The following is a 23,185-nucleotide window of genomic DNA, read 5'->3' as shown; positions in this document are numbered from 1 at the left end:
TCAACTGACAGGGACAAGCCCACCCTCAGGCCGTTCTGCAGGCCGGAACGCCCATGCGAATAATCTCACTGCCCTTAATTTTATGCACGCCAAATACCCGGTTGCGACCTTTCTGCATGAACCAGGTTTTCAACGGCTCGGGATAGAAATCCGCCATGACCTGGCTGAAGTAATCGAAATCCCGTTGCGCCAACCGGCGACCACTGCGGGACGGACCGTGAAATCCAAAAACCGTGTCCGGGGTCACGCAGGTTTTGGGCAGACCCAGAAACATGGTGCAGGTCGAGTAACAAACACGCCCGCGAATTTCGACCTGCACACCATTGCGGCGAAGGTTTTCAAGCTCGATCAGACGATCATGCAGAAACCCACCGCGATCACTGCCGACAACATAAGACTGTTGCGCGGCGACGTCCGAAGGGGGCAACGCAGCAGCCATTGCCATTACGACCCCGCAAAGTGACGCCGGAAAACGGGCCGTGTGGCGTGTTGGTCTGACACAAGGTTTTCGGAATGGCGCCCATAGGCCTGATGCAGCTGTCAGCATCGTCTGATCTCCGGTTTCGTTGACGAACTGAGAGTCAGATAGCGGCCGACAGGGTGCCCCATGTGCTGCGGTTGTGTCGAAACTTGGCCTTAAATCAACAGTTTAACTTTGATTTTAGGGGAATTTTCGCACCCGTCCTAAAGACCGCGCGTTCTGCGATGGTCAGCCACTATTTCAGCACGCACGCACCACCCGAGAGCCTTGCCTTCGCCCGCGCGGCGCATGCCATTTGTTGGTTATGTGTCCTGAGCCCGGCTGCTGACAGATCAGCCCCGGATTGATACTCTGGCCCTATCCAGAGCCTTTTTCAGCCCGGAGTTTTCACATGCTTTTCATCACCAACCGATTTCCGACCCAAAGTATCCGCACCCGCAAAGGGCGCCGTTTTACCTTCGACCTCAACAACAATGCGCCGTCCAATTCGGTCTTTTATTGTGAAAAGGGCGAGGATGGGCATCACACCGAAATCACCAGCAAAGAGCTGCTGCGCCGCGTGCGCGACAGCCGGTGCAGGCAAATCCTGCTGTATCTGCACGGTTTCAACAACCTGCCCGAAGACGTGTTTGAAACCGCGGCCGAACTTCAGCGGCTCAGCGACGGGGCCAAGCCGAATGAGGTTCTGGTGCTGCCGTTGATCTGGCCCAGCGACGCCGAAGAAGGCATCGTTCAAAAGTACTGGGATGACCAGAAATCCGCCGATCAAAGCGGGTTTTCCTTTGCCCGCGTGCTGGAACGGTTTCTGGAATGGCGCAACAGTGAAGACAACGCGCCCGACGTCGACCCATGTCTGAAACGGATCAATCTGCTGGCGCATTCGATGGGAAACCGGGTGCTGCGGCAGACGTTGACCGCATGGGATCGCTATGATCTGGCGTCCGGCGTGCCGCTGTTGTTCCGAAACACCTTCATGGTCGCCGCCGATGTGGTCAATGAATCGGTGCACGAGGATGAGCCGGGCGTTCTGATCAGCCATGCCTCGCGCAATGTGGTGGTTTACTATGCGTCCGACGATCTGGCACTGCGGGCCAGCAAGGCCGCAAACCTCAGGAACAAAGTGGCCTCGCGCAGGTTGGGGCACACGGGGCCAGAAGCCATCGACCGCACGCCGCGCAACGTGTTTCAGGTTGACTGCGACGACGTCAACACCCGGTACGACAGCCCGACCGGGCACAAATATTTCGGAGCGATCAAGCCCGGCGGCGAGGCCGGTCAGGTGTTCCGGCATATCTTCCAATGCGTGCAATCAGGCCGTGTTTTTCCACATGATGCGCACCAACGCTCGGTCATCATAAGCTGAGGTGGCGATTGGGAAACGGGCAGGGAAATCCGACGCAAAGCCCATTGTGTGGGCGATAGTCACAATCTGTTGTTGCAACCGTGACAATGATCTGGATGATCAGGATCACCAAGACCGTAACAAGACGGTCCATCGTTTTTCGAAACGGTGCGAACAAAAAACTGGGGAGACTAAAATGATCCTGAGAAACCTGATGATTGCCGCCAGCGCGACTGCGATAATGGCGGCGGGTGCATCGGCTGAAACCCTGCGCTGGGCGCGGGCGGGCGACTCGTTGACGCTTGATCCGCACGCGCAGAACGAAGGCCCGACATCGGCCCTGGCCCACCAGATCATGGAGCCGCTGGTCATGCGTGACCATTCCGGCGCCCTTGTGCCTGCGCTGGCGACCGAATGGGCCCCGTCCGAGGCGAACCCGAATGTCTGGGTGTTCAAGCTGCGCGAGGGCGTCACCTTCCACGATGGGGCCGAGTTCGACAGCGAGGATGTCGTCTTTTCGCTGAATCGTGCGATGACACCTGATTCCGATTACAAGGAACTGCTGGCCTCGGTCAAAGAGGTGCGCGCGCCGGATAAGTATACCGTCGAGATCGAAACCGATGGTCCGAACCCGATCATGCCCAACAACCTGACCAACATGTTCATGATGGACAAAGGTTGGGCCGAGGCCAACAACGCGGTCAAGGTTCAGGACTATGAGGGTGGCGAAGATACCTTTGCCGCCAAGAACGCCAATGGCACCGGCCCGTATAAGCTGGTCAGCCGCGAGCCGGACGTAAAGACCGTGTTGGCTGCCAACGACAGCTATTGGGGCAAGGATGAGTTCCCGCTGCAGGTGACCGAAATCGTCTATACCCCGATCCAGAACGCAGCGACCCGCGTTGCGGCGCTGTTGTCGGGCGAGGTTGATTTCATTCAGGACGTGCCGGTGCAGGATCTTGAGCGCGTTGCAGGAACCGATGGCCTGGACGTGCGCACGGCACCGCAGAACCGGGTCATCTTCTTTGGAATGAACATGGGCGATGCGGATCTGACGTCGGACAATGTCGACGGCAAGAACCCCCTGTCCGACGTGCGTGTGCGTCAGGCCATGTCGATGGCGATCAACCGCGATGCGATCAAGCAGGTCGTCATGCGCGGTCAGTCGGCACCGGCGGGCATGATTGCCCCGCCGTTCGTGAACGGCTGGGACGAGGCGATGGACAGCTCATCCGCCACCGATGTCGAAAAGGCCAAGGCCCTGATGGCCGAGGCTGGATATAGCGACGGGTTCTCGCTGACGCTGGACTGCCCGAACGATCGCTATGTCAACGACGAGGCGATCTGTCAGGCGGCAGTTGGTATGCTGGCGCAGATCGGCGTCACGGTGAATCTGGATGCCAAACCCAAGGCGCAGCACTTCCCGCTGATCAACAATCTGGAAACCGACTTCTACATGCTGGGCTGGGGGGTTCCGACCTACGATTCCGAGTATATTTTCAACTTCCTGGCACACACCAAGGGTGAGAAGTACGGTTCGTGGAACGGCACCCGCTATTCGAACCCCGAGCTGGACGCCAAGATCGTGGCGCTGGCCTCGGAAACCAACCTGCCCGAGCGTGACAAGCAGATCGCCGACATCTGGCAGGTGGTGCAGGACGAACAGCTGTATATCCCGATCCACCATCAGGTGCTGAACTGGGGGATGAAGTCAGACGTGGGCACGGTGGTCGAGCCAGAAGATTCGCCCAAGATCAAATATTTCACTTTGAACTAAGGCGATCATTTCAATGATCAGGCAGGGCGCGGCTTTCGCGCCCTGCTGTTTATCTGCATCGCTGGGCCGATGGCCAGGGTCCACGCCCTGAGATTCCGGCGTGAAATCGGGATTTCCTTGCACCAACACGAAAAACCAAGAACACTTGGTCCATAGTCAGGGAGAAATCGCCATGATCCTCAGGAACAGTGCAATCGGTCTGGCCCTGCTGGCTGCCACCAGCGTTCAAGCTGCCGATTTCAAATGGGCCTCGACCACCGATCCGCAGACGATGGACCCACATGCGGTCAACTCTGCCCCGGTTCTGGGGTTTCTCAACAACGTGTACGAAGGGCTGGTTCGGCGCGACAAGGACATGCGCGTTGAACCCGCGCTGGCGACAAGCTGGGAACCCATCGGCGATGGTGAGGGCTGGCGGTTCCACCTGCGTCAGGGGGTAACATTCCACGACGGCGGCGATTTCGATGCGCAGGACGTTCTGTTCAGTTATCAGCGCGCCTCGGGCGAGGCGGCGGACACCCGCAGCTGGTTTGCGCCGATCCGCGAGGTCAACGTCGTGGATGACTATACAATTGATTTCATGACCATCGCGCCAAATCCGCTGTTCCCGTCCTCAATCGCCAACTGGATGATCATGGATCAGGCCTGGACCGAGGCCAATGACGCCGTCGTGCCGGACAAGGAAACCGGCAATTTTGCGACCATCAATGCCAATGGCACCGGCGCGTTCAAGGTCACCGCGCGCGAGCCGGGGCTGAAAACCGAGCTGGAACCATTTGATGGCTGGTGGGATGAGGCCGAGCACAACATTACCCGGGCCGAGTTCAATCCGATTCAAAATCCGGCCACCGCGGTTGCGGCGCTTCTTTCGGGTGATGTGGACATGATCAACCCGGTGCCGATTCAGGATGTGGCCCGCCTGACCGGAAACGCCGATGTCGATGTCATTCAGGGGATCGAGGCGCGGGTGATCATGCTGGGTTTCGATCATCAGGCCGAAGTGCTGAAGTATACGGATGACGCGGGCAAGCCCAACCCGTTCCGCGACCCGCGCGTGCGCAGGGCGGTGGCACAGGCGGTGAATGTCGATGCCATTCTGGCCACCATCATGCGTGGCAACGCCGAAGCCGCCTCGCAACTGGTCAGCCCTGCGATGAGCGGTTATTCCGAGGCCAATGCCGAGCGTCCCGCGTATGATGTTCAGGCGGCCAAGGCCCTGCTGGCCGAGGCGGGCTATGACGACGGCTTTTCATTCGGGTTGAAATGCCCCAACGATCGGTACCTGAACGACGAAGCCGTCTGTCAGGCGGTGGTCAGCATGCTGGCTCAGATCGGGGTCACGGCGGAACTGGATGCGATGCCGGTGCGCAATTACTGGCCGGAACTGCGCGAAGGCAATTACGACATGTACCTTCTGGGTTGGAGCCCGGGCACCTTTGACGCAGAACATCCTGTGCGCTTTCTGGTCGCGACGCCCAACGAGGAAAAGAAGCTGGGCAGCTGGAACTTCGGCGGCTTTTCCAACCCCCGCGTGGATGAGCTGCTGCCCGCCATCCAGTCCGAGCTGGACGCGGTCAAACGGCAGGCCATGCTGGACGAGGTCGCGCAGATAATTCAGGATGAGCAGGTTTATGTTCCGATGTACGTGCAGCCCCTGGTCTGGGGTACGCGCAGCAACATCGGGCTGACCCAACGCCCGGACAACTTCTTTTTGCTGCGCTGGGTGACGGTGAACTGAGGTGGCGGTAAGGGCTGCAACCCAAAATTTCCGGGGCGCGCGTGTTAGCGGTATCTTGACCATCTGATCAAAGATCGCCAAGAGAGGCGGATCAACGGGGAAATTGAATGTTCGCATTTATCGTTCGAAGGATGTTCCAATCCGTGATCGTGCTGCTGGTCGTGGGTCTTGTCGCGTTTTCGATGTTTCGGTTTGTCGGTGATCCGATCGACAATATGTTGGGTCAGGAACGCACCCAGGCCGATATCGACCGGCTGCGGACGGAACTTGGCCTGGATCAGCCTTTTCCGGTTCAGTATTTCAAGTTCCTGCAGGGTGCTGTTCAGGGCAATTTCGGTGTCTCTTACCGTCAGGGGCGCCCTGTTTCGACGATCATTGCCGAACGTGCGCCTGCCACGCTGGAACTGGCCTTTGTCTCGGGCTTTCTGGCAATCACCTTGGGGATCGCGCTGGGCGTGTTCACCGCCATCCGACGACAGGGTGTCGCCGCCAATATCATCATGACCGTATCCCTGATCGGGGTGTCGCTGCCCACCTTCCTGATCGGGATATTGCTGATCTACATATTCTCGGTCGAATTAGACCTGTTGCCCAGCTTCGGGAGGGGCGAAACCGTTATGATCGGCAATTGGTCAACGGGGTTCCTGACCGCCTCGGGCCTCAAGGCGCTGATCCTGCCGGCGATCACGTTGGGCCTGTATCAGATGACGTTGATCATGCGATTGGTGCGGTCGGAAATGCTTGAGGTGATGCGCGCCGATTATGTCCGCTTTGCCCGTGCACGGGGGCTGTCGGACCGGGTGATCAACTTCCGCCATGCGCTGAAGAACACCCTAGTTCCCGTTATCACCATCACCGGGTTGCAGCTGGGTTCGATCATCGCGTTTGCCATCATCACCGAGACGGTGTTTCAGTGGCCGGGCGTGGGCCTGCTGTTCATCAACGCGATCCAGTTCGTCGATATCCCCGTCATGGCCGCCTATCTGATGCTGATTTCGGTCATGTTCGTCACAATCAACCTGATTGTCGATCTTCTATACTACGCCATTGACCCGCGCCTGCGGGTCGACGCGAGGGCCACATGACCGATACATCCGATACTCCGCAATCCCGCCCTAAATCGCGCCTGGGCAAGTTCTGGGACAGTGATTTCGCGTGGTCTTTCCGCCATTCCCCGGTTGCGGTGATCGCCTTTCTGTTTGTGGTGATCCTTGTGCTGGCGGCCATTTTCGCCCCGCTGATCGCACCCCATAACCCGTTTGATCCGGCGACCCTGAATCTGATGAACGGTTTTACCCCGCCCGGCACCCCGAACGCCTTTACGCAAGAGACGTTTTTGCTGGGCACTGACGATCAGGGCCGGGATGTGTTCTCGACCATCTTGTACGGGATGCGGATTTCGCTGTTCGTCGGGGCCGCGGCGGTGATGCTCGCGATGATCATCGGTGTGATCCTAGGGTTGGTGGCCGCCTATTTCGGCGGTTGGATCGAAACCCTGATCATGCGGATCGCAGATGTGCAGTTGACCTTTCCGGCCATTCTGGTCGCCATGCTGATCTTTGGCATCGCCAAGGGGGTGACGCCCCCGGAATACCGCAACGAGATGGCGATTTACGTTCTGATTATCGCCATTGCCCTGTCTGACTGGGTGCAGTTCGCTCGTGTGGTACGCGGCGCGGCGCTGGTGGAAAAGAACAAGGAATACGTGCAGGCCGCCCGCCTGATCGGGCGCGGGTCGTTTCCGATCATGTTCCGCCACATCCTGCCGAATGTGCTGAGCCCGGTGCTGGTGATCGCCACGATCTCGCTGGCGCTTGCGATCATCGCTGAGGCAACGCTGAGCTTTCTGGGCGTCGGTGCGCCGCCGACACAGCCGTCACTTGGCACCTTGATCCGCATCGGACAGGGGTTCCTGTTCTCGGGAGAGTGGTGGATTTTGTTCTTCCCGGCCTGCACCCTGTTGGCGCTGGCCCTTTCGGTCAACTTGCTGGGTGACTGGCTGCGCGATGCGCTGAACCCCAAGCTGCGGTGATTTCATGAGCCTTTTGACAATCAACGACCTGACGGTCGAATTCCCGACCCGCCGCCAATTGTTCACCGCTGTGGACCATGTGGACCTGTCGGTCGAGCCCGGCGAAATCCATGGGCTGGTCGGTGAATCCGGCGCGGGTAAATCGACCATCGGCGCCGCAATCATGGGCCTGCTGGATCGCCCCGGACGCATTGCCAGCGGCATAATCCGGCTGCGCGGGGATCAGATCAGCGGCCTGGACGCTGACGCGATGCGGGGGTTGCGCGGCAAGAAGATCTCGATGATCTTTCAGGATCCGCTGACCTCGCTGAACCCGCTGTTCACGGTGCGCGAGCAACTGACCGAGACGATTCAGGCCCATCTGGGCGGATCCGAGGTCGAGGTCAATGCCCGCGCCCGCGACCTGATCGACCGGGTGGGTATCCCGGACCCCGACACGCGGTTGGACCAGTATCCGCACCAGTTTTCGGGCGGGATGCGGCAACGCGTGGTGATTGCCCTGGCGCTGTGCACTGAACCGGATGTGATCATCGCGGACGAGCCGACCACCGCGCTGGATGTTTCGGTGCAGGCGCAGATTCTGGACCTGATCAAAGGGTTGGCGCAGGAACGGCAGGTGGGTGTCATCCTGATCACCCATGATATGGGGGTCATCGCGGACACCACCGACAAGGTCACGGTGATGTATGCTGGCAAGGTCGTCGAAACCGGCCCGACCGCGCAGGTGATGGGGCAGCCGCACCATGAATACACCAAGTCGTTGATTGCGGCGGTGCCGCGCCCGACGCTGAAACTGCACCGCTTTCCCCAGATCAGCTATGGCGGGCGTGAAACCCGCTTTGCAATCGACGATATGGCGCGCCACTGGCCCAAAGTGGAAAACGACACCTCGAAACCCGTGTTCGAGATCCGCAATCTGACCAAGAAGTTCCTGCAGCGACGCGGGCTGCTGCCCTGGGACCGCACCTATTTCACCGCTGTTGACGACGTCAGCTTTGATATCCGCGCGGGCGAGGTATTTGGTGTTGTGGGCGAATCCGGTTCGGGCAAATCCACCATCGCGCGCATGATTGCGGGGCTGTACCCGGTGGATGGCGGAACCATCACCTTTGAGGGTCAGGTGGTCAGCGATCTGACCAACAGGGCCGCGCTGGATGCCTATCGCAAGAACATCCAGATGATTTTTCAAGACCCGTTTTCCTCGTTGAATCCCCGTATGCGTGTGGATGACATCGTGGCCGAGCCGATCCGACATCACAAGCTGATGGGCGGGGCCGATATCAAACGGCGCGTCGATGAGTTGCTGGATCAGGTCGGGCTGGGGTCTGGTGCCGGGATGAAGTATCCGCATGAATTCTCGGGCGGGCAACGGCAGCGGATTTCGATTGCACGTGCACTTGCCACGCAGCCGCGTTTCCTGATCTGCGACGAACCGACAAGCGCGCTGGATGTCTCGATCCAGGCGCAGATCCTGAACATCCTGAAGGATCTGCAGGAACATCTTGGTCTGACGCTGCTGTTCATCAGCCATGACCTGCCGGTGGTGCGCCAGATGTGCGATCGGGTGGCGGTGATGAAACAGGGCAAGGTGGTCGAGCTGCAAAACACCGATGACTTGTTCGCCAACCCGCAAACGGATTATGCGCGCGAATTGCTGCGGTTGATGCCCAGGCTTGACGATCTGTCGACCGAAGGGCTGGGCGCGGAAGCTTGATCAAAGATGTCCGGATGCACGTATTGCGGGTAAATGGGTGTGTATTAACATTAAGTTAGTCAAGTTTTGCAGACTCAGGCAGGGTTGCTGTGCTAGGTCTATCTCTGAAGCTGGGGGCTTCAGAGGGGCGACATGTCTCAGGACCTTAGGGACTGGCTGAGCGCACTTGGGCTATCTGACTACGCGCAAGCCTTTTTGGAAAACAAAATTGATTTCGCAATTCTGCCCGATTTGACGGGCGAAGACCTGATCGAAATCGGAGTGAGCGCAGTCGGCGACCGCCGACGGCTGCTGCGCGCGATATCCGAGCTGGACACAGTTGAAACCGTTCCGGCCTATGAATCGCAGACGCCGTTGGAACCCGCCAAGCGGCAGGTCACGGTCATGTTCGCCGATCTGACCGGTTTCACCCGTCTGACGAGCGAGCTGGATGCCGAAGACATGCACGCACTGCTCAATGAGTTCTTCAAGAAAGTGGATCACGTGGTCGAGAAATTCGGCGGCCGGATCGACAAGCATATCGGTGACGCGGTGATGGCGGTGTTTGGCGCGCCGATCTCTCATACCAATGACACCGAACGCGCCGCGCGGGCGGCGCTGGAAATCCATGCGGTTCTGCCCGGCCTGAACCCGCCCGTTTCATGCCATGTGGGCATTGCCTCGGGGCAGGTGATTGCCAGCACGACGGGCAGTCAGGCGCATACGGAATACACGGTGACCGGCGACGGGGTGAACCTGGCCTCGCGCATCACCGATATGGCGGCACCGGGTGAGACGCTGGTATCGCATGACATTCAGCGCGCGCTGGGGCCATTGTTTGTGGGCGAATCCGTCGGCACCAAGGCGATCAAGGGGCTGGCGAACCCGGTCGAGCTGTGGCGGCTGCACCGGATGGCGCGCAACATCCGATCGCGCAGGCACCGCTTTGTCGGGCGCGAACGCGAGATGTCGTTGTTTTCAGCCACCTTCGACCGCTGCCGGCAGCACGGCAAGGGTGAGGTTCACATCGTTCTGGGCGAGCCGGGGATCGGCAAGACCCACCTGTCCGAGCAGGTGGCCGAAATGGCCGCCGGTCTGGGCTATTCGATCCATAACGGCGTGGTCATGGATTTCGGCGCGCGCGAGGGGCATTCCGCGATCCAATCCGTCGCCCGTAGCATTCTGGGGTTGGAACCCACAGATGACGCCGCCACCTGCGCCGCAAAAGCGCAACAGGCGGTGGGCAAGGGCTGGGTATCGCCGTCGAACGCCGCCCATCTGAGCGCGCTGCTGGAGCTGGAGCAGGACCCCGGCCTGGCCGAGGTCTATGCGGTCATGGACAATGCAACCCGTCTGCGCGGTCGGCGTCAGGTGATTGATGAGCTGATCGCTGCACGCAGCCGCGACGCCCCGCTGTTGATCCAGATTGAGGATATCCACTGGGCCGCGCCCGAAATTCTGACCGCCTGCGCCCATATTGCGGCCACCACGCGGGATCTGCCTTGTGTGCTGTTGATGACCAGCCGCGTCGAAGGCGACCCGATCAACCGTGAATGGCAGTCAGGCACCGATGGGGCGCTGATCTCAAAGCTGGAACTGGCACCGATGGGTGACGATCAGGCCCGCAAACTGGTCGAGGAATTCACCGGCATCGACCCCGAGCTGCTGGACGCTTGCGTGCAGCGCGCCGGGGGCAATCCGCTGTTTCTGGAACAGCTTCTGCGCAATATCGACGTGTTAAAACGTGAATCGGTGCCTGGCAGCATTCAGGGCATCGTGCAATCGCGGCTGGATGCGTTGGACCGGGCCAGCCGGACGGCGATTCAGGCGGCCTCGGTACTGGGGCAGAGGTTCTCTCCGGAGGTGCTGAATTTCCTGCTGGGCGAGGGGCATCTGGATACGTCGACCCTGATCCGCTCGGCCCTGATCCGCGAGGCGGGGGCCGACCTGATGTTCGCCCATGCGCTGATCCGTGATGGGTCTTATGCGACGCTGGTGAAATCGGAACGCGCGCGGCTGCACCGGCAGGCGGCGAAATGGTTCGAAGACCGCGATGCCACCCTGCGGGCGCAGCATCTGGACCGGGCCGGGGCCACCAATGCCGCGCAGGCCTATCTGGAGGCTGCCGAAAAACTGGTTCAGGCCTTTCAGTTTGATGAGGCCAGCCCACTGATCGAACGGGCGCTTGAACTGCCGTCGCCGTCGGGCGTGCGGTTCGATCTGTTCTGTGCCCGGGGTGAAACGCACCGGTTGCAGGGCCTGTCCGACGACGCCCTGCGCGAATTCAAAGAGGCCGCCGAACTGGCCGAGGCCGATGAACAGGTCTGCCGCGCCCATATCGGGCTGGCGCAGGCCGCCCGTCAGGCCAGCCTGTATGGGGATGCGCTGGAAAGCCTTGAACAGGCCGAGGCCGCAGCGGAGCGATGCGGATCGGACCGTGATATCGCGCAGATCAACTATGTGCGTGGCAATGTGTATTTCCCGCTGGGCCGGGTCGAGGATGCCCTGAAAAGCAACGAACGCGCCCTGACGCTGGCGCGCAAACTGGAATCGGCGCGGCTGGAGGTTGGGGCGCTCAGCGGGTTTGGGGACGCCAATTTCATGAACGCCACGATGCAGACCGCCGCCGGGTTTTACACGCAGGCGGTCGAGCGGGCGCGGGAAAAGGGGCTGGTCCGCGATCTGGCCGCCAATCTGCATAACCTCAGCGTGGCGCGCAGCTATGCAGGGGACGTGGCGCAGGGCAAGCTGGACGCGCAAGAGGCGATCGAGGTGTCGCAGAAATACTTTGCCTTTGTGCCCGAATGTGTTGCGCAAACCTGTCTGGGGGTGGCGCATACCTTTCTGGGTGAGCTGGATCAGGCGCTGGAGACATTTTCCCTGTCCGCCGAAATCGCGCATCGCGTCAGTGCCAAAAGGCTTGAGGCGCAGGCGCTGGAACATCTGGCCCGCACGCAGGTCTACACGGGGCAGTCCCGGCAGGCTCGCGAAACTGGCCAGCGCGCGGTTGATATCGCGCTGGAACATGGCCGGAACTTCGTGGGGCCCAAGGCGCTGTCGGCGCTGGCGATGGCCGAAACAGACCCTGACGCGCAGGACCGCCATCTGAAACTGGGGGCCGAGATCATCGCCGAAGGCTGCGTTGGCCACAGCCACCTGCATTTCTACCCCGATGCCAGTGCCGTCATGCTGGCGCGACAGGAATGGGACAGGGCCACCGCTTATGCGGATGCGCTGGCGGCATTCACCGCGGAGGAGCCGCTGCCGATGGTCGATCTGTCCATTCAGCACACCCGGGTTCTGGCCGAATGCGGTGCCTGGGGTATTCCTATGGCCGCGCACGAAGGGTTCGGGCCGCTGGGTGCCCGCTTTGACCAGATGGGCATCACACAGTCGTTGGTCGGGCGGCTGGGCTAGGCAAAAGAGGCGCTGCATGACCATCGAAAAGCAAGTTTGGCTGATCTCTGGCGCGGTTACGCTGATCCTGGCGGTTCTGCTGTTCAATCTCTGGGTGGCGCTGAACCATTTCGAAGAAGACCCGACGCAGCTGCCTGATCAGGCTTCGGTCGACGACTATTTGCAAAAGCTGGGCAATGTGCCGGAGCATCGGGTGAAAACCGGCATCTTCATCAAATCCTTCAGCTTTACAGGTGCCAGTGACGTGCGGATCACGGGGTATGTCTGGCAGCACTATGAGGACGGCGTGCATGACGCCATCAAACCCGCCAGCGGTGAGGTGGGGTTCATCCTGCCCGAAGCTGTCGACGCCGCGAGCGGCCTGATACACGAGGCGTATCGGATGGATCAGGATGGATCCGAGCTGATCGGCTGGTATTTCGAACAGACCCTGCGGCAAAGCTTTGACTACACCAGCTATCCCTTCGACCATAAAACCGTCTGGGTCCGGTTCTGGCCCGGTGAGTTCGACGTTGATGTGGCGCTGATCCCCGATTTCGCGTCTTATCCCGCCACCGGTCCCGCCGATATTTTTGGTATCGACAACCGCATCGTCATGGGCACCTGGGAGCGTGAGAATACCTATTTCGATTATCGCCTGTCCGATCTGGATACCACGCTGGGCATCAGCGAGAACGAGTTTCAGACTAACCTGCCCGAGCTGCATTACAACTTTGTCATCAAGCGCAACTTCGGGAACGCTTTCATCGTCCACATGATCCCCCTGATCGTTGTGACGATGCTGTTGTTTGGGGCGGTGATGACCGTCACCCGCAAACCCAATCTGGTCGAACGGCACGATTTCAACACCTCCAGTGTGATCGGCACCTGTTCCGTCCTGTTCTTCGTGATCCTGCTGGCGCACGTACAACTGCGCGAAGGCTTTGCCGGGTCGCCGGTGATCTATATGGAATCGTTCTTTTTCCTGATGTACTTCCTGCTGCTGGCCGTATCGGTGAACACCTATCTGTTTGCGTCCGAGGCGTCGTCGTCGCTGTGGGTCATCCATTACCGGGACAACCTGATCCCAAAGGCCGCGTTCTGGCCTTTTGTCCTGCTGTGCATGGTGGGGATCACGGCCTATAACCTCAGCCTCAAGGCCGGGCCAGAGGATGAGACCGTGATCGAAAGACAGAATTAAGTGGGCGGCTGGTAGCCCGGTTTTGGTGTGCCTATGGACATGTCCTGCGTGTAATTCGCGACTATCCCCGAAACACCCTGTTCCCACTGATCCAGATATTTGGTCGGCTGCGCGATCACATAGACATAGGCGGGCTTTTTGATACCGTCCATGACCACATTGATCCGCTTGCGCACATAGACATTCTCGGGCGATCCGGGGCCGTGATAGCCCTCTAATCTATCCAGTTCCTTCAACCCGCTGGACGAGACGCGATAGACCTCGCCCCACACCGGTTTGCCGCGCCCTTTCTGGTCGACCAGCGTGGCCATCCGGTGCAGGAAGCCGCAATTGGGATTGTCGCAATACGGCTCGTGCGGGACGATCAAAGGCATGGGCTGCCGGGTCACGGCCTCGCCTACGAAATCATCCAGCACTTCGGCAAGGGCGTCGTGATTGGGAAACCCCCTTTTCAGCGATCCGTATGTGAAGTAGAGATAGGTCCGTTCCCGATCCTCGATCAGGCAGTCTTCGTTGTCGTCTGCCTCGGTCAGGGTGTGGGTGTTGGCCCAGCCCTCAAGCATCGCCTGTATCTCAGCCGAGACTGTGACGTCTTTGGCGTTTTGCAGGAAGTGAATGCAGGCGCTGGCGTCAATCCCGTCGGCGGCCAGCAGGGTTTTCACCATCTCGACCGAGTTGTTCATCACCGCCACATGCAGGCTGGTAAAGCCATGGTCATTGGTGGCGTTGACGTTGATGCCACGGTCGATCAGCGCCTGCGCGGCCTCAAGATCGGGCTTTCCAAAATCCTGCCCGTTCTCGTGCAGCTCGCCCTCGCCGCCTGCTGCATAATGCAGCAGCGTGTCGCCATTGCTGTCGTCCACGATGTCGATCCCGGCCATGCCGGTGTCGATGGCCTGAAGCACCCGGCTCCACTGCGCGAAACTGTCTGCGGCGGCGGCCTCTTGCGCCCATTTGCAGATGTTGTGCTCCTGATCGGCCAGTTCTTCGAAGGCTTCGTCCAGAACTTCCATGATCTGATCCGGGGTGGCCATCATGCCGATCCCCATCATGCCGTTGGACAGCCGCCCCTTGCGCGGGCCTACCAGATCAATACCCAGATCGCGCAGTTTTTCGACATTGTTCTGGGTGGTGACGTTGTTCCACATGTTGGTGTTGCAGGCCGGGCAAAGGATCACCGGCTTGTTCCGGTACTGCCAGGCGACAAAAACCGAGGTCAGCAGGTTGTCGGCAATCCCGTTGGCGATCTTGCCCATCGTGTTGCAGGTCACCGGTGCCACAATCACGCAATCGGCCCAATCGCACAGCGCAAGATGCGAGGCGCGCAGGGGCATTCCGAATTCGATATACCGGAAATTCCATTCGTCATCGTCGCGGTAATAATCATGGTGCGAGATACATTTTTCGATCCGCTCGGCCCCGAAATCGCGAAAGAACCGCTCGGCCGAAACGGATGGGATCAGTTTGACGTTGTGCCCGGCCTCGGTGATCCGCTCGACCAGTTCGGGCACCTTGTCCGCCGCCGATGACCCGCAGGCACACAGCAGCACATTGCGCTTTTCGGTGGGGGCGTCGGTCAACCCGCCCTTTGGATAGCCAAAGATGTTCTTGTCCAGACTGGGCGACTGATGGCGCAGCAGAACCGGCAAACCAGCCTCGCGGACACGTTCTTGCAGGCTGCCTTCCAGAATCATGTCGACGATATCGCTGCGTCGGCCCAGGCATTCGCCCTGAAAGAACAGGTAGGGCGCGGTTTCCTTTCCGGTCAGCACGTTCAGTTGCCGGCGCATCTTCATCACGTTGGCCCCGGGGCCTTCGACATCGACCAGTTTGATGCGAGTGATGCCGATATTGGCCAGAATACTGCGCAGCATGTAAGACCACGGGTCCTCATCCGCATAAAACAGAACCAATGGGTTGGTCTCGATAATGCGGGCGACATCGGTTGGATCTTCGGGTGGTTCGCGTTCTTCGATCACCAGCATGGCCGGGGCCTTCAGGTCGCGCAGACCCCGGAAAATATGCCCGCGCGGGGCCTGCCAGACCTGCGAGGTTGCAGGGCTCATATCCACCACGGTCACCAGATCGGTTTCCGCGTCATAGGCGATACACAGGCACCAGAACTCTTCCAGCAAGGCGGTTTCGCGAAACACGTTTTCCGGAGATCGGATGACCTCGAACCCCAGCACGCGGTTAAAGTCGATGTTGATCATCAGGTGCCGGTCTTTATGCGTGTTCAGCCCGCGCAATTGATCGTGGAACCACGCCTGAGGCGTTTTACCATCCGTGTCTGGGCGTTTGCCATAGCTGCGGAAGGCGCTGCCCAGATGGACAGTCGGCGTCTGGCTGAGGTACCGCTGCGCCATCGCGTGCATTTCCCGCGCGGTGGATACCCGGCTGAGCGCATCGGTGAAATTGGTCTGCGTCGCAATCAGCAGCTTGTCTTCGTCGACTTGTTCATCGCCAAGAATCGCAAGGCTTTCGGCCAGCACCCCCAGCGAGTTCATGTTCGGGCTGGCCCGCCGGAACAGGTTGCGGCGCTTTTTGGGGTCCTTGGCCAGATAGCGCGTGCTGTCGACATAATTGCAGTCCTGCTGCAACGTCTGCAGATTGGTCTTCACCGCCTCGCGCGCCGAAAACCGCAGGATACCCCGCGACCGCATCGAGGTTCCGTCGCGATCCGACATCCCGGCCCACAGCCTGTCGATGGTGGTGACCCACAGCTTGCCGTATTTTTCCGGGTGTACATCCATCATATGCACCAACCCGGTGCTGGGGTTGCATTTGGCGATGATGGCGAAATGGCCGCCGGGCATGGTGGGTTTGCCATGGGCCACGCCGACCTGAAAATTCGCCACCAGAATGTCGTTATCCCCGCCCAGCCGGTTGGATTCGTCGATCGCCTCAAGCAGCAGCGGAACAGAGGTCGTGGCCGCATCCATGAAATACGCCTGAACCTGTACCCGGTCGCGCAAACCCTGCGTGTGGATGAAGGTGCAGGCGACGTCGTAGAGCTCGCCCAGTGAAATGCCGTCATTCACCACGAATGAGGTCGGCAGGGCGCATTCGCGGAAGATGTCGTTGACCTCGCAGCTGAACCCAAGCGCCGACATGCTCAGCGCGGCCGCTGTCACGCTGCAACAATTGATCGGCTGCTGAAAGTTCTGCAAATGCACGCTGACCAGATCGCCAAACAGGGTGGCATAACAAGCCTCGCGGATATTGGTCGGGATATCGAACCACTGGTTGCTGGACAGATAGGCCAGTTTGGTGCCGGGCGTGGCCAGTGCCTCAAGGCTGACGGGAATGTCGAAAATCTCAAGATGTTCTTCGTAGAAGTAATCGCCCCTGTCGGCTGTGGCCAGGACCGTCCCGTCCTGACGCAGTTGCGCAATGCCGTCCAGCACCACATACATGCCACCCGAGGGCAGGGCCGTGTTCTCGGTCACCTCGAAACATTCGAAATGCGTTCTGATGGCCTCCGGATCGTCCGAGGGCAGTATCTCGAGTATCAGCGCCCATTCACTGTCGGTTGGAGTATAGGAAATGCAGTTCTCAATCGGATCCTTAGGCACGTCTGTTCCCCCCTGAACTTGGCCATATAAAAAACGTCAAAGAACCAGCGCCATATTTTGCACATGCATCGGGTTCGCGGTCGGATAGAAATTCAGGACCGGCCCGACGGGTCGCAATGTGCTGGCCGGGCCAAATAGTCGCGGAAATAAGTGCGAACAAATTGGCCCATTTGGTCGCACCGTATCCTATTTGGACACAAAAATCACCGATGCTGTTGATTTGATTGTACGAGTTGCCGCGCATTGGCCCGGGCGGCGTTTTGGGTCAGGTTCCCGACGGCAGACATTTCATGGAAAAAGGCCGTGGCCTATGGCGCAAACGGAAAAAGGCAAATAGCCTCCGCGACAGCCACAATGTGAAAAAGGTCACGCATAATGTCATCCTTTCCCCGCCCCGAACTTGGAGAGCCCTATCTGCTGACCCCGGGGCCGCTGACGACCTCGTATACTGTCAAACAGGCGATGCTGCGCGATTGGGGCAGTTGGGATGGTGATTTCCGCGCCATGACCGCCGAATTGCGCGCGCGCTTGTTGGATCTGCTGGGCGACGGGAAAGCGGCCTATGATTGTGTGCCCATGCAAGGATCGGGCACCTTCGCGGTCGAGGCGATGCTGACCTCGATGATCCCGCCGTCGGGCAAGGCGCTGGTTCTGGCCAATGGCGCTTATGGAAAGCGCGCCGTGCAGACGCTGGCTTATGCCGGGCGCGCGCATGTCGTGCTGGACAAGGGCGACTATCTGCCGCCACGCGGGGCCGAGGTGGCGCAGATTCTGGCCGATGATCCCGCGATCACCCATGTGGTTGCGATCCATTGCGAAACCAGCTCGGGCATCCTGAACCCGCTGGCCGAGATTTCAAAGGCCACGGCGGCAGCCGGGCGGAAACTGCTGATCGACAGCATGTCGGCCTTTGGCGCGATCCCCCTGCAGCCCGGCGATTACACGTTCGAGGCATTGGTATCTTCGGCCAACAAATGTATCGAAGGGGTGCCCGGATTTGGCTTTGTTCTGGCCCGCAAGACGGCGCTGATCGAATCTAAGGGCAATTGTCCCTCGCTCAGCCTTGATCTGCACGCGCAATGGGACGCGATGGAAAAGACAGGCCAGTGGCGCTTTACCCCGCCGACCCATGTGGTCGCCGCGTTTCTGCAGGCGTTACAGGAACACGAGGCCGAAGGCGGCGTGGCCGGACGCGGTGCCCGCTATGCGCGCAACCGCGACGTCATGGTTTCGGGGATGCGGGCGCTGGGGTTTGAAACCCTTTTGTCGGATGAATGGCTGTCGCCGATCATCGTCACCTTCTTTTGCCCGGCCGATCCGAAGTTTGATTTTGGCCGGTTTTACAACCTGATGAAGGATCAGGGTTTTATCATCTACCCCGGCAAACTGACCGAGGCCGAAAGCTTTCGGATCGGATGCATCGGGCGGATGGATGCCAGCGTCATGCAGGCCGTGGTGGCAGCCGCGCAAATGGCATTGGACAAGCTGGGTGTCAGCAGCGCCGCCCCACCGGCCAAGGCTGTGGCTGCGCGCATGGCACAAACTGCGTGACTGCAATCAATTTGCCGAAACCGCCGTCAATTTGACGTAACTTTCCGCGTTTTCGTCAAGAATACCCCTGCGGATCGAACAGCGCGCGCCTCATACTTTCTTAAAACGAAAGAGGAGGCGCGTTTTGAGCTGGAACATTTGTGTCATAGGCGCAGGCAAGATCGGTCAGATGATCGCAAGCCTGCTGCAAGCATCAACCAATTATTCGGTCACCGTGGCCGACCGCGATCTGGCGGCTTTGGCAGTGCTGAACCGGCAGGGCATTGCGACCCGGCAGATTGATGTTGGCGACGATACGCAACTGGCCCAGGGGCTGGTCGGATTTGACGCGGTCATATCGGCGGCCCCGTTCTTTTTGACACCAAAGATCGCCAAAGCCGCGCAATGCGCCGGGGCGCATTACTTTGATCTGACCGAGGATGTCGCGGCCACCAATGCGGTGCGTGATCTGGCACAGGGCAGCCAGACAGCGTTCATGCCGCAATGCGGGTTGGCGCCGGGGTTTGTCGGTATCGCCGGGGCGTCGCTGGCGGCGGAATTCGACACGCTGGACAGCCTGCACATGCGGGTGGGGGCGCTGCCGCTTTATCCGACCAACGCGTTGAAATACAATCTGACATGGTCCACGGACGGGCTGATCAACGAATACTGCAACCCCTGCGATGCCATCGTGAACGGCGCGCGTGTTAAGACCGCCCCGCTGGAAGATTACGAAGTGCTGGGCCATGACGGGGTAGAGTACGAGTGTTTCAACACCTCGGGCGGGCTGGGCACCTTGCCCGAAACGCTGGATGGCAAGGCGCAGGCAGTCTCTTACCGCTCGATCCGCTATCCGGGTCACTGCGATATCCTGAAACTGCTGCTCAGGGACCTTGGGCTGGAACGTCGCCGTGATCTGTTGAAGGACATCTTCGAAACCGCCCTGCCGCGCACTGATCAGGATGTTGTGTTGGTCTATTGCACCGCCAAGGGCATGATCGACGGTGCCCTGCGCGAGAAATCCCTGATCAACAAAAGCTTTGCCCGCACTCTCAACGGTCAGGTCTGGAGCGCCATTCAGGTCACCACCGCCGCAGGCGTTCTGGGCGTGGTCGATCTGATGCGCACGGGGGCTTTGCCCGCAAAAGGGTTTGTCCGGCAAGAACAGGTGACCCTGTCCGATTTCCTGAACACCGAATTTGGCCGGCTGTATCGCGCCGGTGACGCAACCAAACAGAACAAGGCGGCCTGAGATATGAAAGACATCGTGATGACTGCGCAAACCACCTTTGCAAATCTGGACCTGACCGAGGCCGAACTGACAGGCGGCACCCTCAAGGTGACCTCTCCCATTGACGGCGGCTTGCTGGCCGAGGTGCACCAGACACCGGTTGCGGATATGGATGCCATCTTTGCCCGCGCCAAAGCGGCGTTCAAAGCGTGGCGCACCGTGCCCGCCCCCCGCCGGGGTGAATTGATCCGCCTGCTGGGCGAGGAACTGCGCGCCGCCAAGGACGATCTGGGCGCGCTGGTCAGTTGGGAGGCCGGTAAGATCACATCCGAAGGTCTGGGCGAAGTGCAAGAGATGATCGACATCTGCGATTTCGCCGTGGGTCTGTCACGCCAGCTTTACGGTCTGACCATCGCGTCCGAACGCCCCGGTCACCGGATGATGGAGACTTGGCATCCCACAGGCCCGGTTGGTGTGATCTCGGCCTTCAATTTTCCCGTCGCTGTCTGGTCGTGGAATGCGGCGATCGCGCTGGTCTGCGGCAATCCGGTGATCTGGAAACCATCCGAGAAATCACCCCTGACCGCGATGGCCTGCCAGAAGATTTTCGAACGCGCGCTGGCCCGGTTCGGCGATGCGCCGGACAATCTGTTGCAAACCCTGATCGGCGGTGCCGCGCTGGGCGAGGCGCTGGTGGCCAGCGAGGATGTTCCGGTGATCTCGGCCACAGGTTCGACCCGGATGGGCCGCGCCGTGGCCCCGGTGGTGGCGCAACGCTTTGGCAAATGCATTCTGGAGCTGGGCGGCAACAACGCGATGATCGTCGGCCCCTCGGCCGAACTGGAAATGGCCGTGCGCGCCATCGTGTTTTCCGCAGTTGGGACCGCTGGTCAACGCTGCACCACTCTGCGTCGCCTGATCGTGCATAATTCGATCCGCGCAGAATTGGTCAGCCGCCTGAAGAAAGCTTATGCTGGTCTGCCCATCGGCGACCCGCTGGTCGAAGGCACGTTGGTTGGCCCATTGGTGGATGAAGCCGCGGGCGCGGCGATGACGGCCGCGCTGGAGGCCGCAACGGCCGAAGGTGGCACCGTGTTCGGCGGCAGCCGTGTGACCCAAGGCGTGCCCGCAGGCGTCTATATGGAACCCGCCATTGTCGAGATGCCGGGCCAGACCGCGACGGTCAAAACTGAAACCTTCGCACCGATCCTCTATGTCATGGGCTATGACGATTTCGACGAGGCGCTGGAGCTTCAGAATGACGTGCCGCAGGGGCTGTCCTCCTGCGTGTTCACACTGAACATGCGCGAGGCCGAGCAGTTCCTGACCGCAGCCGGTTCCGACTGTGGGATTGCCAACGTCAACATCGGGCCTTCGGGGGCCGAGATTGGCGGTGCTTTTGGCGGCGAAAAAGAAACCGGTGGTGGGCGCGAAAGCGGCTCTGACGCGTGGAAGGCCTATATGCGGCGGCAGACCAACACGGTGAACTATTCCGCTGAACTGCCACTGGCACAGGGCGTAAAGTTCGATATCTGATCTTGTGATCCGGCGGTGCCCAAAGAGACCGCCGGATCAATCCGCAAACAGATAGTCCAGTCGCATCACGGCCTGCGCCTTGTCTTGCGAGACGTCCAGAAATTCGGCCACTGCGGCCTCATTCTCGGACCGTGGGCTGGTTTCCCGGATACGCAAGTACCCGTCAAATCCGGCCTCCCGAATTTGTTCGGATTCATGGGTCAGAGAGTTTTTCAGGGCAGGAATCAGATGCGCCACGCTTTCTTTCGGGCTGTGCTCTCCGGCCAGGCCGACGCGCCGGGCGTGCCCGATCAGGTAATCGTCGGTATACTCGCATTCGATCTCAAGCACGTGGGCCTTGGCCTGATCAGCGCAGAAATCCTGGATGATATCCAGACTGGACGGGTCGACACAGATCACCAGCTTGTCCGTATCGAAGCTGTCGAACAGCATCCGCACAACGGCGCGCCTGTGTCGCGATCGCTTGATCAAAGTCGTTTCAATGCCGCCAAGATCGGGCAGGGCGGTTTCTTCTTCGTTGAACAGGTATTCGACGCAGGGAATGTCCGTTTCCGACACGATCTGATCCACCAGACGCTTGGCCACGTGCCATTTTTTGCACACCACAAGATAGATTTCGCGGTCCGGGCCAAGCGTATTGCCCGCCTCCCAGAACCGTTGCGAATGGCGTCGGCCAACGCGGCCGCGTCCGGTCAGAAATCCGTAAAGGTTGCGGCCCTCGCCCGAAATCTGGAACTCGACCCCTTCAGCCGCATAGAGCTTGCCCAGCCGGTCCTTCAGCTCATGGGCCTCGGGGCTGATCTTGCGGGCGAACAGATAGTCCTGCCCCAGCAACATGTCATAATGGTCGTTGTAGAACGTCACCGGCATCCCGTAATCCGAGAACATCAGGAAGGTGGGCGTGCGGTTCTCGATCTCTTGCTTGGGGATCAGATGGCGCACCAGGGTCTGAAAAAAAGTCTCGTCCGGAATCCAGGTGGTCGAAAAAAACCGGACCACGTCCGGGCGCTGTTGCAGAAAGTCCAGAATCATCTCGACCGTGCGGCGGCGCAGACACCACCACTGGCTGCCGATCATGACCTGAATGTCTGCCGGAATTTGCCGCGTCAGCCCAAACCGCTTCTGCAATTCATACGAGGTGTAAAACCGTCGACTTTGCGTGCGTTCATTGAAATGATGCCGATAGATCAGCCGGTCCTCTTTCATACCGGTCTTGATCCAGTTGCTTTCGAAAAAATCGTGGCTTTCAATGAAATCCTTGTCGTTTTCATCAAGGAAATGATGGGTGTATTCGGCCGTCTTGATTGCCATGCAATCACCGGACAGCATGTAGAAATGTGTCACGCGCGGAAAGGTTTCGACGGCGGCTGTCAGGGCATTCAAAGTCGCCTGAACCAATGACCAGGCACCCCAGCCGCATTTGACGCGCTGGGCCGCAAAAGCAACATTCGGATTGTCTTTCAGCGCCTCGCGAATACGCGCATAGGCCACGGCGCTGGCCCGCGCGTCAAAGTGGATCGCAATGCAATCCCCTACAGCGGTCAGCTGTTCCGCCTGCGCAATGATTGCATCAGGGTCTTTGTGGCACAGTAAAATATAGGCGATCTTTGCCATTTTGGGTCTACGATTTCCATTTCTGCCCGTTTCCAACCG

The 23,185-nt window shown here is 59.7% G+C and carries 14 protein-coding genes; 11 read left to right on the top strand and 3 right to left on the bottom strand.

The genetic code is table 11. The features are described 5' to 3' along the window. Window positions 1-25: 25 nt before the first annotated feature. Entirely contained in the window at window positions 26-445 is a 420-nt protein-coding gene (locus JT51_RS12450) for a hypothetical protein (RefSeq protein ID WP_235216174.1), read from the bottom strand. Window positions 446-872: 427 nt separating this feature from the next. Here JT51_RS12450 and JT51_RS12445 point away from each other — a divergent pair, with 427 nt between their 5' ends. The 8 genes from JT51_RS12445 (at window position 873) to JT51_RS12410 (ending at window position 13,660) form a co-directional block, all read left to right on the top strand. Next, complete coding sequence (locus tag JT51_RS12445; RefSeq protein WP_037312993.1) at window positions 873-1,844, top strand: alpha/beta hydrolase; 972 nt, start codon at window positions 873-875, stop codon at window positions 1,842-1,844. A 175-nt stretch (window positions 1,845-2,019) separates the two neighbouring features. Then, window positions 2,020-3,600, top strand: coding sequence for an ABC transporter substrate-binding protein (locus JT51_RS12440; RefSeq protein WP_051927589.1), 1,581 nt, complete (start codon window positions 2,020-2,022; stop codon window positions 3,598-3,600). A gap of 172 nt (window positions 3,601-3,772) precedes the next feature. Beyond that, window positions 3,773-5,338, top strand: coding sequence for an ABC transporter substrate-binding protein (locus JT51_RS12435; protein WP_037312990.1), 1,566 nt, complete (start codon window positions 3,773-3,775; stop codon window positions 5,336-5,338). Between the two features lie 107 nt (window positions 5,339-5,445). After that, window positions 5,446-6,423 carry an ABC transporter permease gene (locus JT51_RS12430; RefSeq protein WP_037312988.1) on the top strand — a complete coding sequence of 326 codons (978 nt, stop codon included), beginning with the start codon at window positions 5,446-5,448 and terminating at the stop codon, window positions 6,421-6,423. After that, the gene (locus tag JT51_RS12425) at window positions 6,420-7,370 is read left to right on the top strand and encodes an ABC transporter permease (protein ID WP_037312985.1); all 951 of its coding nucleotides are present in this window, start codon (window positions 6,420-6,422) and stop codon (window positions 7,368-7,370) included. The genes JT51_RS12430 and JT51_RS12425 overlap by 4 nt, the downstream gene beginning before the upstream one ends. Before the next feature lie 4 nt (window positions 7,371-7,374). Further along, a complete protein-coding gene (locus JT51_RS12420) occupies window positions 7,375-9,084 on the top strand; it encodes an ABC transporter ATP-binding protein (protein ID WP_037312981.1) in 1,710 nt (569 codons plus the stop codon). Window positions 9,085-9,216: 132 nt separating this feature from the next. Further along, the gene (locus JT51_RS12415) at window positions 9,217-12,480 is read left to right on the top strand and encodes an adenylate/guanylate cyclase domain-containing protein (protein WP_081894681.1); all 3,264 of its coding nucleotides are present in this window, start codon (window positions 9,217-9,219) and stop codon (window positions 12,478-12,480) included. 16 nt (window positions 12,481-12,496) lie between these two features. Further along, the gene (locus JT51_RS12410; RefSeq protein ID WP_037312975.1) at window positions 12,497-13,660 is read left to right on the top strand and encodes a hypothetical protein; all 1,164 of its coding nucleotides are present in this window, start codon (window positions 12,497-12,499) and stop codon (window positions 13,658-13,660) included. Here JT51_RS12410 and JT51_RS12405 read toward each other — a convergent pair. After that, complete coding sequence (locus JT51_RS12405; RefSeq protein WP_037312972.1) at window positions 13,657-17,235, bottom strand: flavoprotein; 3,579 nt, start codon at window positions 17,233-17,235, stop codon at window positions 13,657-13,659. The two genes, JT51_RS12410 and JT51_RS12405, sit on opposite strands and share 4 nt — an antisense overlap. 375 nt (window positions 17,236-17,610) lie before the next feature. Between JT51_RS12405 and JT51_RS12400 the strand changes: the two genes are divergently transcribed. The 3 genes from JT51_RS12400 (at window position 17,611) to JT51_RS12390 (ending at window position 21,532) form a co-directional block, all read left to right on the top strand. Further along, window positions 17,611-18,786, top strand: a complete 1,176-nt coding sequence (locus JT51_RS12400; RefSeq protein ID WP_037312969.1) for a 2-aminoethylphosphonate--pyruvate transaminase — start codon at window positions 17,611-17,613, stop codon at window positions 18,784-18,786. Window positions 18,787-18,910: 124 nt separating this feature from the next. Next, window positions 18,911-20,017 (top strand): saccharopine dehydrogenase family protein, encoded by a 1,107-nt coding sequence (locus JT51_RS12395; protein ID WP_037312966.1) that lies wholly within the window; start codon window positions 18,911-18,913, stop codon window positions 20,015-20,017. An 18-nt stretch (window positions 20,018-20,035) separates the two neighbouring features. Further along, the gene (locus JT51_RS12390) at window positions 20,036-21,532 is read left to right on the top strand and encodes an aldehyde dehydrogenase family protein (RefSeq protein WP_037312964.1); all 1,497 of its coding nucleotides are present in this window, start codon (window positions 20,036-20,038) and stop codon (window positions 21,530-21,532) included. Between the two features lie 36 nt (window positions 21,533-21,568). On the opposite strand, the gene JT51_RS12385 is transcribed toward JT51_RS12390, so the two are convergent. Next, on the bottom strand, window positions 21,569-23,146 hold the full coding sequence (locus JT51_RS12385) for a DUF5928 domain-containing protein (RefSeq protein WP_037312961.1): 1,578 nt from the start codon (window positions 23,144-23,146) through the stop codon (window positions 21,569-21,571). Window positions 23,147-23,185 lie beyond the last annotated feature (39 nt).

Origin of the sequence: Ruegeria halocynthiae (assembly GCF_000743705.1) — a bacterium.
GTDB lineage: Bacteria > Pseudomonadota > Alphaproteobacteria > Rhodobacterales > Rhodobacteraceae > Ruegeria > Ruegeria halocynthiae_B.
The sequence above is the reverse complement of the archived record's forward strand: the minus strand, read 5'-3'. Positions and strand labels throughout refer to the sequence as shown.

What these genes read in the sequence shown, in the direction of transcription:
- JT51_RS12415 (WP_081894681.1), top strand. Translation starts at nt 9,217, where the DNA reads ATGTCTCAGGACCTTAGGGACTGGCTGAGCGCACTTGGGCTATCTGAC.
- JT51_RS12450 (WP_235216174.1), bottom strand. Translation starts at nt 445, where the DNA reads ATGGCAATGGCTGCTGCGTTGCCCCCTTCGGACGTCGCCGCGCAACAG.
- JT51_RS12440 (WP_051927589.1), top strand. Translation starts at nt 2,020, where the DNA reads ATGATCCTGAGAAACCTGATGATTGCCGCCAGCGCGACTGCGATAATG.
- JT51_RS12420 (WP_037312981.1), top strand. Translation starts at nt 7,375, where the DNA reads ATGAGCCTTTTGACAATCAACGACCTGACGGTCGAATTCCCGACCCGC.
- JT51_RS12385 (WP_037312961.1), bottom strand. Translation starts at nt 23,146, where the DNA reads ATGGCAAAGATCGCCTATATTTTACTGTGCCACAAAGACCCTGATGCA.
- JT51_RS12435 (WP_037312990.1), top strand. Translation starts at nt 3,773, where the DNA reads ATGATCCTCAGGAACAGTGCAATCGGTCTGGCCCTGCTGGCTGCCACC.
- JT51_RS12430 (WP_037312988.1), top strand. Translation starts at nt 5,446, where the DNA reads ATGTTCGCATTTATCGTTCGAAGGATGTTCCAATCCGTGATCGTGCTG.
- JT51_RS12425 (WP_037312985.1), top strand. Translation starts at nt 6,420, where the DNA reads ATGACCGATACATCCGATACTCCGCAATCCCGCCCTAAATCGCGCCTG.
- JT51_RS12445 (WP_037312993.1), top strand. Translation starts at nt 873, where the DNA reads ATGCTTTTCATCACCAACCGATTTCCGACCCAAAGTATCCGCACCCGC.
- JT51_RS12390 (WP_037312964.1), top strand. Translation starts at nt 20,036, where the DNA reads ATGACTGCGCAAACCACCTTTGCAAATCTGGACCTGACCGAGGCCGAA.
- JT51_RS12410 (WP_037312975.1), top strand. Translation starts at nt 12,497, where the DNA reads ATGACCATCGAAAAGCAAGTTTGGCTGATCTCTGGCGCGGTTACGCTG.
- JT51_RS12400 (WP_037312969.1), top strand. Translation starts at nt 17,611, where the DNA reads ATGTCATCCTTTCCCCGCCCCGAACTTGGAGAGCCCTATCTGCTGACC.